Source organism: Bifidobacterium pongonis, from assembly GCF_019331805.1.
Taxonomy (GTDB): domain Bacteria; phylum Actinomycetota; class Actinomycetes; order Actinomycetales; family Bifidobacteriaceae; genus Bifidobacterium; species Bifidobacterium pongonis.
Genome location: NZ_JAHBBE010000021.1, coordinates 1 through 14,071, shown reverse-complemented (window position 1 = coordinate 14,071; position 14,071 = coordinate 1). Strand labels below are relative to the sequence as shown.

Below are 14,071 nucleotides of genomic sequence, written 5' to 3'. Positions count from 1 at the left end.
TCAACATAGCTGCATTACCGTGTGGGTAACGCCACAGGAAGCCAACGAAAGAAGGAATCATGGCAACCCGATCAACCATTATGGACACCAACAGCTTCCGCCCGGAAATGGCGGCCGCACTTGATCCGGAAACACGCAAACTCACCGAGGAGCGAGACGTACTCGGCCCCGCCTACCGTTTGTTCTACCGCAATCCGGTGCATCTGGTGAAAGGCCGCGGGTCGCACCTGTGGGATGCCGACGGCGAGGAATATCTGGACGTGTACAACAACGTCGCTTCCGTCGGTCACTGCCACCCGCGCGTGGTCGAAGCCTTGTCCAAGCAGGCGTCGATGCTCAACACCCATACGCGCTATCTGCACGAAAACATCCTGCATTATGCGGAAGATATCCTGTCCACCATGCCCGACGAGCTCGATCGCATCATGTTCCAATGCACCGGTTCTGAAGCCAACGATCTGGCCATACGAGTGGCCCAGACCTATACCGGCGGCGAAGGCGTGATCGTCACGCATGAGGCGTATCACGGCAATTCCGCATTGACTTCCAAGCTTTCCCCGGCCTTGGGCACCGCGCAGACGTTGGGTCTGACCATGCGCATGATTCCGACCCCGGATACCTACCGTCTGGTCATCGACGGCAAGCCGGGCTCGGAATGCACCGCCGAGGAATTCGGCAACTGGATGGCCGGCGAAGTGCGCAAGGCAGTGGCCGATATGGAACGTCACGGCATCAAGTTCGCGGCACTGCTCGCCGACTCCATCTTCTCATCCGATGGCGTATACCCCGATCCGGTCGGCTATCTGAAGCCGGTCATCGATACCGTCCACGAACTGGGAGGCGTGTGGATCGCGGACGAGGTCCAGCCCGGTTTCACCCGTACCGGCGATGCGTTCTGGGGCTTCGGTCGCCAAGGCATCGTGCCGGATCTCGTCACTTCAGGCAAGCCTATGGCCAACGGCCTGCCCACCTCCCTCATGGCGGCCAAGCACGAAGTGCTCGAACCGTTCGCCGGCTCCATCCCGTATTTCAACACGTTCGGCGGCAACCCCGTATGCATGGCCGCCGCCCAAGCCGTACTCGACGTGATGCGTGACGAAGACACCATGGGCAACGCCAAAAAGGTCGGCAGGGTGTTCAAAGACGCCGTGACGTCGCTTATGCCGGCGCATCCGTGCATCGGCGACGTGCGTGGCGCAGGCCTGTATATCGGATGCGAAATCGTCAAGCCCGGCACCAAGGATCCGGATCAGAAAGCCGCGTTGGACATTCTCGAAACCCTGCGCGACAACCACATCCTCACCTCCGTATGCGGCCGCTACGGCAACATCCTCAAGCTGCGTCCGCCGCTGGTATTCAGCGAATCCGACGTGGACTGGTTCATGGACGGATTCACGAAGACCTTGGAAACATTGAAGTTGTAAAACAGCAAATAGCTGTGAGGAAAGGGCGCGGATATGGAAGATCATGCCGGCACCGGGCGCGAGCGAAGCGCCACGAGTGAACTGGTTCACCGTATCCGCGCTCGCATACGTGAGCAGGAGCTTCTTCCCGGCGAAAAACTCGGTTCGGAACGGGCTCTTGCCGAAAGCTTTGGCGTCAGTCGCTCCGATTTGCGCAACGCGTTGACCGTGCTGGAATCCAATCATGAGATCATCAGGAAAATCGGGCGGGCAGGCGGCGTCATCGTATCGGATGGGCGCTTGGAGCGCAATATCAATACGGTGGAATCGTTGCCGACGATCGCGCGCAGGCAGGGTATGCGCGTCTCATCGAAGGTATTGCGGGCGGTGATCGCCCCGGCTTCCGTTTCCGACGTGCGATTATTGCGATTGCCGGGCGAGTATCCGATGATCTATGACATCATGCGGTTGCGGTATATCGAGGACCAACCGCTTTCGTTGGAACGATCGCGTTTGCCGGCGTATTTGTTCCCGCTGTTCCTGACGCGCGATCTGACGACGCCGTTCTACACCATGTTTGAGCGTGACTATGGCGTGTACCCGTGCAATGTGGACGAAACGTTGGAATCGGTGATCGGCGATGAGCACGAGAACGAATTGCTGCAGGTCGATGCGGAAACCCCGCTGATGCGCATTCACCGGGTTGCCTACGCGTCGGATGGTCGCCCGTTCGAGCGTGCCACCGACGTGTATATAGCCGATCGCATGCGGTTCACCATGCACCATTCCGGGTACGTGCGTCTATCCGCAACGCAGGATATGGGGAAAGGCGCGGGCGCGGCGAAAGCCGTGAAATAGGTTGGGCGATTCCCGCTTGCGGGTTTTGCGAGAGGCCGTTTCCCTCCGGCGTCACACGATGCGGCGGTTCACGGCCCAGCGGGTGAGTTCGGTGCGGTTCGACAGCTGCAGTTTGCGCAGTACGGAACTGACGTGCGTTTCCACGGTTTTGATGGAGATGAACAGTTCCGCCGCCACCTCCTTATACGTGTAGCCGCGTGCGATCAGACGCATGACCTCCTGTTCGCGGTTCGACAGACGATCCAACTCATCGTCATGGATCGGGCCGCCTTGTGCGCCCATGCCCGCCGACGAGCCGTTCTGGAAGGCGGACAGCACGAATCCCGCCAGCTTCGGCGAGAACACGGCATAGCCTTCGTGCACCTGCTTGATGGAGGAAATCAGATCATCGCCGGAAATCGTCTTCGTCACATAGCCCTGGGCACCGGCACGGATCACCGAACCGACATCCTGCGGCGAATCGGAAACCGACAGCGCGAGAAACACGGTGTTGGGGGAGTAGGCGCGTGATTTGACGAGGATTTCGGCACCGCCGCCGCCTTCGCCGCCGGGAACATGCACGTCGAGCAGCACCACGTCCGGTTTCGTCTGGGCGATCATCGCCACCGATCCCTCGACATCCGCAGCTTGGCCGATGATGTCGAAATACGGTTGCAGCGTGGCGATCACCCCGGCCCGGAACATCTCATGATCGTCGACGATGGCGATTCGGATCTGCCGTTCCTGCTCGTTCATTGCTGCTCCTTACTGCGGCCGCTGGCTCGGTCGCCGTATGTCTGCCGTGATGCACGCTGCCGTTGCGCGCCTCGCGTAGCCGCCTGATATTGCGACCGTTGCGGCTGCTGCGGCTGCTGTTGCTGTTGTTGCTGCGCTGCGTCGCCTGCCGCCGGTTGCGTACGCGCCGGCGCTGCCGCAATCGGCATGTGCATGCGCACTTCGGTGCCCCACTGTGGACGTGACACAATCTCCACTGTACCGCCGCGGCGTTCGATGCGTCCGATGATCGATTCACGAATACCGAGACGGTTCGCGGGCACCGCGTGCACATCGAATCCGTCGCCGTGGTCGCGTACGAACACCTCGACCAGCGTGTCGTTCGCCTCGCAGTAGACGGAAACCGGCTCGCCGCCATGGGTCACCGCATTGATCAACGCCTGTTGCGTGGCTTCGAGCAGCGCATCGGTCTGCGCGCTCGGACGCGCATCGCCGACGGTCACCACTTCAATCGGCTTGCCGTGGGTGTCTTCCACCATGGCCGCGATCTCCTTCAGACCGGCGTTGACGGAACGATCCGACGTGGTGCGTTCCTGATACAACCATTCGCGCAGCTCGCGTTCCTGCGAGCGGGCCAGCGAGAATACGGTCTGCTGGTCGTCGGCATGCAATTGGATCAGAGCCAGCGTTTGCAGCACGCCATCATGCAGATGCGCGGTCATGTCGGCGCGCTCCTCCTCACGTTCCTTCAACGCGCGTTCCATGCCCAGATCACGGATCAGCGCCATGATCCACGGCACGATCGCCAGCAGCACGCCGACGAGCAGCGCCAAGCCGGACAGCAGTATGCCGGGCATGGACACCGATTGCGTTCGCACATGCGAACCCGTGTACATCGCATAGGCCGCGAAAATGATGGCGATACCGCCCAGCATGGTCCACAATTGGCCGTCCTCCGCGTTGAACCTCAGCCAGGAGACGCCGATGCCGGTCAGACCGAGCAGCAGTGGGATGATCAGGAAAGGTTCGACACCGCCCGTCAGCAGAATGAGACAGAGGGAAAGAAACGCCAAACCGGCCAAGGTGAGCAGGACGGGTTTCGGCGTTCTTCTGAGGGTCTGCTCAAGGCTTTCGCTGGTCCCTTGCGCATTGTCGAAATCCGTGGGAGTGGCATCGGGGCGGCTTGCGGCTTGGGGCTGTGGATAAGGTTGGGAATAGGACTGAGGGTAAGGTTGCGCCGCGTGTTGCCGGGTTCGCGCGGATGCCGTTCGATCGGCGGGATCCGTATGCGTTTCGTATGGCCGGTTGCCTTTGGCGAGCGGTGATTGCGCAAGCGGGCGATTGGCGGCAAGCGCATACGCGTGTTGGACGGGGTCGCCGATGGGAACGGTCATCCATAGGAAAACGTAGGCGATGACGCCCGCGCCGAACCATGTTGCGGCGACGAGGAACAGCAGTCGGATCCACGCGACGGAAATGCCGAGATGCATGCTGATGGCCTTGCATACGCCGGCCCCCATGCGCCCATACGATGGCCTGAACAGCGGTAGGCGTGCTTGGTGGGCGGGCCGAGGGCGGCCTTCTTGCACGGCCTGATCGTAGCGGTACTCCATGTAGATGGCGCTCGCCTGGTCGTACTGTTGCTGCGTGTACCGCGGTTTTCCCAAAGACTTCATGGTTCCATTGTGCTTCGTAGGGGTCGCATGTTCAGGGTATCCAGCCCGTGTTCAGGGCAGATTCAGGGTGTTCCCTGATAAGCGGATCGCCTGCGGGTTGGTGTAATGGAAGCATGAACGAAACACATGATGATTCGATGAATGGCCGCAGTGGGCCGGAACCGGAACCGGCCAACGCCGCCGGACAGTCGTATTACCAACAGCCTTCGTATGGTTCGCCCCGCCCCGCGCGTGGCGGGCGCTTCTTCTCCTGGATCCGTTCCAGTCGGATCGTACGCGGGCGTGACCGTTGGGTCGGCGGCGTGTGCGACGGATTGGCGCGATGCCTCGGTTGGAGCGTCACGCTGGTACGCGCATTGATGCTGGTCACGGCATTGTTCTTCGGTGCGGGTGCCGCGTTCTACGGTTTGGCGTGGCTCCTGCTACCGGATGAAAACGGCAACCGGATTCTCTTCGAGGATTTGATCAACGGCGTGTGGGATTGGAATTGCGTCGGCGCGTTGATTTTCTGCGTTATGGCGCTCTGCATTCCCGGTGCCGGATGGTTCGCGTTCGCTTTGGCCGCCTTGGTGTTGTGGCTTGTGGTCAACCGGCGGTCGAGCGTGGCGAATAACCGGCAGACGCAGCCGGGGGCGGCTCGGCAGGCGTACGGGCAGCCCATGCCGGGGCAACCTGCGCCGGGGCAATTCGTGCCGAATCAGCCTGCGTCGAACCAGGCCATGCCGAATCAGCCTGCGCCGAATCAGACCATGCCGGTCAACCCCGCGCGGCAGACGCAATCCGGTGCCGCTGGCGAAAACACCCCATCTGGTGCGTCCCCGCAGTCGCAGTACCAGCCGTACCAGCCGCCGTATCAATCGCCATACCAGCCGTACCGGCAATCCATGGCCCGCCCCGAAGCCTTCGCCACGGCCGATGTCCCACCGACATTCACCGCTCCGGTGGCCGCGCGGCCGCAACAGCCGCTCCCGCCCAGAAGGGAACGCCGCAAGCCCGCAGGGCCACTGCTCGTCCTGGTGATGTTCGGTCTGGCCTTGATTGCATGCGCGGTGTGCGCGTGGTGCGTCATGTCATACGGGATGCATGACGGGCTGCAGCCCGAATACATACTGCGTGCGAGCGCGGTCTGCCTGGGCGCGATCTGCCTGGCGACCGGCCTGGTGATCGTCGTGCTCGGATGCCTTGGGCGCAGGACAGGCGGTTTGCACCCGCTGGCATGGCTATCGATGTTCATGGTCTGCGTCATTGCCGTTGGCATGGTGGGATATTCGGTTTTCGATTACCGGATGATCCAGGTCGAGCAATCGTACAGTCGCGTCAAGGTCGATGGAACCGTCACCATGGGGTCCACCGCCGACGAGATGCGCAAATACGAGCGCGGTATGGCCGTATACGGCAACAGCTACGCCACCGACGTGCTGCATATCGACCTGAGCCAGTACGCCAAAAACAACGGTTCGCATAAGGTCAAGCTCAATGACGGCACATACGGTACGAGTTCCTGCCCTGTGGGAGCGCTGAATCTGGTCGTCGTGAACGCGCAGGTGGTGCTCACGTTGCCTGACGGTTGCTGGTGGTCGTTCGGGAACACGGCGGTCGATGGCAGCTACACGATCACTGATTTCGTGGGAGGCCCGAACCAGATCTCCTTCCGTAATGGCGAAGGCATGGTTTCGCTGTTCGGCGGAGCCGAAGCCGGTTCGGTCGTCGGTAGGCGGGCGTTGTCCTCGTCCGGGTTCAAAACATGCCCCGCTGGCGCGGACGGTGATGACGGTGATGACGGCGATGCCGGTGACGTCGGTGATGATTCGGATCGGTCGACGCCGTTCAAGTCCTCCGACATCGACAAGGGGTATCGCGAGATCACCAACAATCGGCAGTACTGGCCCTGCTTCGTCGACGACGGCAAGGCGCCGGCGCTTCCGGAATTGCAGGCCAATGTCGGCGCGACCGTCGGCGGCAGCGTCGCGGTGCAATATGCATCCGACAACACGCTGGGAAACGCTGCGGTAAGGAAAGGAACGAAATGAACGACGACGAAACCCAACAGATACCCGTTGATGAAACGGTGCGGGAACCGGATATGGACTCGCCGACCGAGGCATTGCCGCAATCGCAGCCGGTGTACGGGGGTGAACGGTACGGGAACGCGGGTTACGGGAACGCAGGTTACGGGAATGCGTATTACGGGAACGCGCATGACGGCGGTGAGGTCATCCGGCCTTCCGGGGTCAGCAAGGCGACCGTCGTGTTCGGTGTTTTCGTGTGCATCGTCGGCATCGTGACCATGGTGTGCGGTCTGAACCTGCCGATGGATGCGTGGTGGGGCGGCATCGACGCGCAGCGATTCCTCGTGTATGTTCTCGGTGGAATCGGGGGTCTGCTCATCGCCATCGCCATGGTGTGGGCGATCGTCGGTGCGGTACGTGCGCGCACGGCCGGCGGTGCCGACGGTACCGCCGGCACCGGAGACGCCGGCGAAGCCGATTCCTCAGCCGAACAATCCCCAGAACGCCAGTAGCGCCAACGACACCGCCGCGGACAGTACGACGCAGACGATCACCATGGCATGGCCGAAGCCGATGCTCGAGGTTCCAGCGGAGCTTCGGGCATCAGGCATGGCATGGCAGGCGTTCCGCGCCGCCGCCACCGCGCCGGTATGACGGCGAAGCGCTTCGGTGATCAATTCCGCCAGCAGCCAGGCGAAGGCCACGACGGCCATCCAGGCGAGCGCCGTGACGACATGCCAGTTCCTCGCCAGCACGGTGGAATTGCTGGTCAGTGAAATCGCGTCGACGATGACGGTGACCAGATAGGCGAGGAACACGCACGTCACACCCACGGCGAGAACGGCGTTGACGATCAGCGAGGCGCGAAGCGAACCGGTGAAGCGCGGGATCGATGGTCGCGGGATTCGGACCTGCTCGGGAGTTAGGGCAAGCTGCGAATCGTCTTGCGAATCGTCTTGCGAACCATGACCCGACTTGCGGGCGCGGCCGCGAATCAGTCCCGCTGCAATCAGTATCGGTGCGCCGAGAACCGCAAGCAGTGCGCATAGCAGGCACAATGCGATCGCGCCGGCGATCACGCCCACGGAAGTCACCAACGCCGGCGAGGTGTCGGTCGGTGCGGTAAGCGTCTGATGAGGCTGGGCTCCGGCCACCATCGGCGTGGTCCAATCGTTTGCACCGGCACCCGCGGTGACGGCATTCACCCAATCCTCCAAGTCATGTGTGTAATGCGATTCCAACGGCAAACCGGGAGCCGGCTGGGCCGAACCGGTGCGCATCTGATGATTCGCGTAGTAATACCGCACCGTCACATTACGGTTGCCGGCGGCGTTGGCTGCGCGGGTCAGCATCCGCGCCCCCTGTTCGACCGGCATCGCCGTATCGCGCGTCCCATAATCGATAAGCAGCGGCATGGTAAGCGACGTGCGGTAGTGCGCGGCGTTGAAATCGGCGTAATTCGGGCCGATACCCTGCACGCTCAGACTCGTCAGCTTCGGAATGATACGGGTGACGGCATCCGGGGCGCCCACGGCCTCAAGATAGTTGGTGGCGCTCATGGCCATCAGCTGCCGCCCGGAAACCACGGGGGAGGAAGCGAGTATGGCGAAAGCCAAATCGGGATGCTTGCTCGTCAGCACCGTGGCGATCCACGTGCCTTCGGATTCGGCGTAGATTCCCGTCTTCGTGGCATCCACGCCAGGCCACGCACGCAGAACCCTCAACGATTGCGCGTAATCGTCGGCGCTGGATTCATAGTCGCGGCTCAACATGGAATAGTTGTCGAGACGCTTGTCCGGCACCAGCGTCGTGATGCCGGTCGAAGCCATCGCATTGGCAATATCGCCGTACGCCTCCGACGATTTGCCGGTTCCCGACCCATGCAGGAACAGACACGCGGCATGATCGCTTGGCGCACCGACCGGTTCACGCACAATCGCGCTGACCGATTTGCCGTTGCCAAGCTTGACGGTGACATGCGTCTCCTTAGTGCGGTAGCGGCCCTCCTGCGGGGAGGTGATGCCGTTCGCGTGGATGGCGGTGCTGGACGACCGCACGGTGATATGGTTCGTGAACGGCTTGACCTGCCATCGCGGCGTGCACGCGGCCCCCAAAGCGCCCAGCAGCGCAATCAGCAGCACGGTGATCAACACAGTCAACGCGGCGGTTAATCCTATTCTTTTCGCTGTTCCCTTCGCCGTACGTCCCGGCAATGCCGGTTCCTGCGGTGTTCCCGTTCCTCTCGATTCTGCTCGCACAGTTGCCACTGTAGGACGTTCCCGCGCAAGGGGAGCCGTCATGTTCGGCGTTTCGCGGGATTCCCGCGATTACTGCGCGTGTTCCGCCCCATCCAATCCTTCGAAACCGGCGATCCGCGCGGTGTTCGCAATCGTCTCCTCCGTAAGATTGCGATGCTCGGCGGCCAAACGCGCCACGAAATCCCGGTACAAGCCGAGCGTGCGCTCCGAATAGGTGCCCAGTTCGCCGCGCAGATACGTTTCGAACGATGTGGCGTCAGGCGTATCCTCCGCGGTGGTGAGCACACGCATGGCCGCGCCCAGCTTCGGGTAGCGCTCGCGGAATTCACGCGCCCACGCCACCTGCGTGGCGATGATCGCCTCCTGTTCGGCCTCGCGGGCGGCGGAAAGCTTGGGGATATACGGTTCGATGTTCGCCGCATACTCGTCGGGATGGGTGGAACGCATCATACGCGCGTATTTTTCGGTGACGAGATTACGGCCGAGATGCTCGGCCCGGTCGAGATCGTCGCGATAACTGGCAAGCAGATTCTCCGTCCAGGTGAGGAACTGACTGGCACGCATCTGATGGAATACGGGCCAGTTGCCTTGGCATGCGGCGCGTCCGCCCGTATTGGTCGTGCGCTGGAACGCATCCCATTCCAATCGCACGATGGTTTCGACCAGATTGTTGCGCGTGCTGCTGGCAGTGCTATCGGTTGTGCTACTGGTCGCGCCGTCGGCGGTGTCGTTGCTGATGTCGTTCGTTTGCATGGCCATGCTCACAGACTGTGCAGGCATGGCGCGTCGGAGACGATATGCTCCTCGACGTACGGGCGCTGCCATTCCAGGAACGTCTCATCCGATTCGGTTAGGCCTTCGCGCCGCAGCTCGGCCACGATTTCGGCGCAGATGCCTTCGATGATCGCCTGAATGCGGTCGGCGGGCGATGCGGTTGCGGAATCGGTTGCGGAATCGGTTGCGGAATCGGTTGCGGAATCGGCATGGGCATCGATATGGGTGTTGGCCCGGACGGTTGTGCCGCCACCCGCGAAACACGCCGCCGACGCGAGTTCCAACACTTCCTCCAATTGCGCGCACACGTCGGCCAGACGTGTCGCCATGCGCCCGCTCAGCCGGCGCAGCGCCGCGAACCGCCACTTGTAGTAGGGCACATAGCCTACGGAAACCGGGTTGTTGATGAGGAACACCAGCGAAATCGCGGCCTGCATGAATTCATGGATGCATGCCATGGCGGCCGGCCCGTCACCGCGGTTCAACATGCGGGGCAGATTGTATTGGCCAGCCTGCGCGATCATGCCGAGACGGCGGGAAATCAAGGAAAGACGCACATCCTCCGGCATGAACGTGAACCCCTGCCTGGCTGAGGAGAACGCGCCGAGCGCGTCGGCGAACACCTGACCGTTGGTCACGGTGGCCAGCGTGGATTCGCTCAACATAAGCCATTCATGCGGAGCGTCCTGTGCGGGGGCCTGCCGATAGCCGGTAATGCCCTCGAAGAAATCGCCGATACGGAACACGCCGTCCCTGCGTGCGGCTCCCCGCGCCCGCGGGGTGGTGGGGGAGCTGGGCACATCCGGCGAGGTGTGCTTCGCCCGCCATGCGGCGGCGATGCGATCGTAATCACGCTGCAGCGATTCGCCGATGGTGGCGTAATCCTCATCCGTGAGCCACAGGCAGAAGCGCGGTCCGAAATCATGATCGCGTGAATACGCATCATCGAATCCGAAACATTCCGAACCGTACCCGACCAATCCGGCGGCGATACGACCCGCATACCGGGGGTAGCGTTCCAACAGCATCGGCTTGCCGGCCTGCTCCCAGAAGTCGCGTGCCAGTTCCATGCCGTTGGGCATCGGCGCGACGGTAGCCCCGTGCGCCGGCTCATCAACGCTCTGACCCGCGGCCTTTGCGGCATCCAGCGCTTGCTTCAGATTCTCCTCGGTGGTACGCCAATACTCCGTATTCCGGCCATAACGCTCCTCGATCAGGTTCAGCGCCTTGCGGTAAAACCCCGCAGCCTCGCCGTACTGCCGTTGCGCGAAACATACCTGCGCCGCGCCCGCCAATGCGGAGGCGTAATGCGCCGAATCCACGCCCTGCGCCCGTGCGGCGGCATGGATGGCGAGCGCCTCGTCGGCATAGGTGCGGGCGTCGCTGGCCTTGCCCTCATCCAAGAGCGTCAATGCGAGATTCGTGCACGAACTTGCCAGATCGATATCCGTCGATGGGTCGCGGCTTGCCTCGCGTAGTATCCGCATGGCTTCGCGCAGTTCGCGTTCGGAGGATTCGGGCCTGCCGGTCTCCTGGTAGAGCATGGAAAGATTGTTGTGCAGCGCGGCGATGCGGCGATCCTTCGGCGGGTAGACGTTTTCGGCGCATTGCAAGGCCTGCATGTACAGGTCCTCGGCCTGATCGTAGTGTTGCGCGGCACGCATCGCGGTGGCGCAGTTGATGAGCGTCGTGGCCCAGGTTTCGGTTCCTTCCAGGCCCATGCGCAGCGCCAGTTCGATGGCGCGTTGCACGATCCACTGGTTCTTCTCATGCCAGCCTTGGGAACGATAGAACCCCATGGTTTCGTTGAGGACGGTGAGTAGACCGGCTTCGTCGCCGGCGTTCTCCGCGTCGATCATGGCCTGTTCGAGGTAGGGTGCGGCTTCGCTCGCTGCGGCATGACGGGCGAATATCGCATCCAATTCTTGCAGGAACCGGTCGACGTCGAAGGTGGGAGCAGTCTCGTCCTGTGTTTCGTCGGGTGCCGTTCCGTCAGGTGCCGTTCCGTCCGTTTGGTCTGCGGTATCCTCCGTTTCCCGGTCGAATCGTGCCGTGAAACTGGCCAGCAGTGCCGCCTCGTCAACCATGCATCCTCCTTGTCGCGTGTCCGTTCCTCTCCCAGTGTATGCCGATGCCGTTCGCCTAAGGCAACGGCATACATGCAGATTCGATTTGATTCGATGAGACATGCGCAAGCCTGTTTGCGATGAGCCAAGCAGGCTTTATGGGAGGCGGTGAAGGCTCACACCCGTACTTCGCGCATACGCTCCAATGCCCCGGTGTGGGTTTCGTAGCGGCGCGAGTAGGTGACTAGCATGAGCACGGCGATCAGGGCGATCGGCGCGCCGGCAAGCCCCGTGTAGTGGTAGTTCATGGCGGTGGCCGTCAGCGCGGCGCCGCCGATGATCGAACCGACCGCATTGCCGAAGTTGAAGGCGATCTGCACGGCCGCACCGGCGATGAGCTCGCCACCGCCCTCACCGGCCTGCACCATCAGCAGCTGTTGCGGCGAGGAGTTGAAGAACAGTGCAAAACCGAGCATGAAGGTCAGCACCGCGGTCGTGATGTGATTGCCGGGAACGAGGAACACCAGCAGCAGGCCGATGGTGGCGATGCCCTGCGAGAGCGCGGCCGTCGCGCCGGGCTTCCACAGATCGGTCAGTCGGCCACCGGAAATACCGCCGAGCACCATGCCGAAACCGGCGAGCACCATGAGCAGCGGCACGACCGCGGACTGCCAGCCGCCGGTCTTCTGCAGCCACGGCGAGATATAGCTCCACCAGCAGAAAATACCGGTATTGCCGCAGAATACGGCCAGAAGAATCAGCCACGGGCCGGTGTGGGTGAGGAACCGGAACTGACCCTTGATGCCGGCATCCTTGATCGGCGCGACGAACGGCACCCAGGCGAGGACGAGCATCATCGTCATCAACGCCCAGGCGGCGAGGATCGCGAACGCCAGACGCCACGACATCGTTTCGGCCAGCAGCGTGCCCGCGGGAACGCCCAGCATATTGGCTACGGTCTGGCCGGTCACCATCATCGAGACGGATTGCGCTTCCTTGCCCTTGTCGGCCAACGTCTTGGCGATCAGCGTCGCAGTGCCGAAGAACGCGCCGTGCGGCAGGCCGGAGATGAAACGGGCAGCCAACAGCATGGGGGAGTTCACGGAAACCGCACTGAGCGTATTGCCTGCCAATGCGATCACCATGAACAGTATGATGAGGTTCTTCGGTGGCACTTTGCGGCCGAACACCAGAATCAGCGTGCCGAAGCACACGCCGATTGCGTAGGCGGAGATGTAATGGCCTGCGGCGGGGATGCTGACGTGCATGGCGGCGGCGGTTTGGGGCAGGATGCCCATCATCACGAATTCGGCGGCGCCGAGGATGAACGCGCCGGATGCCAGCGCGAGGATGCTTCTCTTCATGGGGGTTCTCTCTGTAACAAGTGGCGTCAAACGTTGTAACCAACGGGATATTGTAAAGGTAGTGCCCGAAAAGTTGCGCACTTTGGATCATGGCCGTCCATGGCGCGATGATCAGTTCGCTTCCACGAGGTTGTCATCGAGCCGGGACATGTCCAGGTAGCGGCGGTTCGACCATTCGTTCGCGGTGACGTACCGGATGCGCGCGCATACGAGCATCAACGCGCTGTCGCCGTCGGGGAAGCTGCCCACGACGCGCGTGCGCCGTCGGATCTCCCTGTTCAGCCGTTCGATCATGTTGTTGGTGCGGATCCGTCTGCGGTGCTCCGCGGGGAACTCGTCCAGCAGATAGGTCGTCGTCTCGCCGACGCCCTCGCGCAGGCAGTTCGCGGCGGCCTTCAGCCTCCTGGATTCCATCTCCGCGGCGACCTGTCCGGCCTTGGCGAGGGCGGATTCCCGGGATTCCATGGCGAACACGGCCTTCAGGGCGGCGGACGCCCATTCGCGGTGGCTTGGCGGCGTCTTGGAGAGCACGTTGCGCATGAAATGCACCATGCACCGCTGGTACTTCGCCTTGGGCAGCATCGAGCCCACCGTGGCGACCAGTCCGGCGCACCGGTCGCCGACCACCAGGCGCACGCCCTTCAGACCGCGTTCGATCATGCCCCTGACGAACTGCTCCCAGCTGGCGGAATCCTCCTTCATGCCCTCGGCGACGCCGATGACCTCGCGGTGGCCGTCCCCGCCGATCCCGATGGCGACGAGGACGCTGACGTTCTCGACCGCGCCGCCCCAGGAGCGCTTGTGCCACACGCCGTCCATGAACACGTACGGGTATTCGCCCGACAACGGCCTCGTGCGCCACGCGTCGATCTCGTCGTACACCTTCTTGAGCTTGTCGCTCAACGTCTGGGACGGCATGCGGTCGCCCCACAGCAATTGGCTGATGTCG

At 62.4% G+C, this 14,071-nt stretch carries 11 protein-coding genes; 4 read left to right on the top strand and 7 right to left on the bottom strand.

The window, feature by feature from the left end; all coding sequences use genetic code 11:
* Positions 1–59 precede the first annotated feature (59 nt).
* On the top strand, positions 60–1,424 hold the full coding sequence (locus tag KIH75_RS06320) for an aspartate aminotransferase family protein (protein ID WP_219055920.1): 1,365 nt from the start codon (positions 60–62) through the stop codon (positions 1,422–1,424).
* Positions 1,425–1,457: 33 nt separating this feature from the next.
* Positions 1,458–2,261 (top strand): GntR family transcriptional regulator, encoded by an 804-nt coding sequence (locus KIH75_RS06315; protein ID WP_219055919.1) that lies wholly within the window; start codon positions 1,458–1,460, stop codon positions 2,259–2,261.
* A gap of 51 nt (positions 2,262–2,312) precedes the next feature.
* Here KIH75_RS06315 and KIH75_RS06310 read toward each other — a convergent pair whose 3' ends face one another.
* Complete coding sequence (locus KIH75_RS06310; RefSeq protein WP_219055918.1) at positions 2,313–2,996, bottom strand: LuxR C-terminal-related transcriptional regulator; 684 nt, start codon at positions 2,994–2,996, stop codon at positions 2,313–2,315.
* Positions 2,993–4,651: an ATP-binding protein gene (locus tag KIH75_RS06305; RefSeq protein ID WP_219055917.1), complete on the bottom strand. Its 1,659-nt coding sequence runs from the start codon at positions 4,649–4,651 to the stop codon at positions 2,993–2,995. The genes KIH75_RS06310 and KIH75_RS06305 overlap by 4 nt, the downstream gene beginning before the upstream one ends.
* A 113-nt stretch (positions 4,652–4,764) precedes the next feature.
* Here KIH75_RS06305 and KIH75_RS06300 point away from each other — a divergent pair, with 113 nt between their 5' ends.
* The gene (locus tag KIH75_RS06300) at positions 4,765–6,681 is read left to right on the top strand and encodes a PspC domain-containing protein (RefSeq protein WP_236028088.1); all 1,917 of its coding nucleotides are present in this window, start codon (positions 4,765–4,767) and stop codon (positions 6,679–6,681) included.
* A complete protein-coding gene (locus tag KIH75_RS06295) occupies positions 6,678–7,172 on the top strand; it encodes a hypothetical protein (RefSeq protein WP_219055916.1) in 495 nt (164 codons plus the stop codon). The genes KIH75_RS06300 and KIH75_RS06295 overlap by 4 nt, the downstream gene beginning before the upstream one ends.
* Here KIH75_RS06295 and KIH75_RS06290 read toward each other — a convergent pair.
* From KIH75_RS06290 to KIH75_RS06270, 5 genes are all read right to left on the bottom strand, one after another.
* On the bottom strand, positions 7,143–8,813 hold the full coding sequence (locus KIH75_RS06290) for an alpha/beta hydrolase family protein (protein WP_338024304.1): 1,671 nt from the start codon (positions 8,811–8,813) through the stop codon (positions 7,143–7,145). The genes KIH75_RS06295 and KIH75_RS06290 overlap by 30 nt on opposite strands.
* A 174-nt stretch (positions 8,814–8,987) precedes the next feature.
* The gene (locus KIH75_RS06285) at positions 8,988–9,671 is read right to left on the bottom strand and encodes a DUF4125 family protein (protein WP_219055940.1); all 684 of its coding nucleotides are present in this window, start codon (positions 9,669–9,671) and stop codon (positions 8,988–8,990) included.
* 8 nt (positions 9,672–9,679) lie between these two features.
* Positions 9,680–11,779 (bottom strand): DUF4037 domain-containing protein, encoded by a 2,100-nt coding sequence (locus KIH75_RS06280; RefSeq protein WP_219055914.1) that lies wholly within the window; start codon positions 11,777–11,779, stop codon positions 9,680–9,682.
* 155 nt (positions 11,780–11,934) lie between these two features.
* The gene (locus KIH75_RS06275) at positions 11,935–13,122 is read right to left on the bottom strand and encodes an MFS transporter (RefSeq protein ID WP_219055913.1); all 1,188 of its coding nucleotides are present in this window, start codon (positions 13,120–13,122) and stop codon (positions 11,935–11,937) included.
* A 111-nt stretch (positions 13,123–13,233) separates the two neighbouring features.
* On the bottom strand, positions 13,234–14,071 hold an 838-nt coding region (locus tag KIH75_RS06270; protein WP_219055912.1), incomplete at its 5' end, for an IS256 family transposase.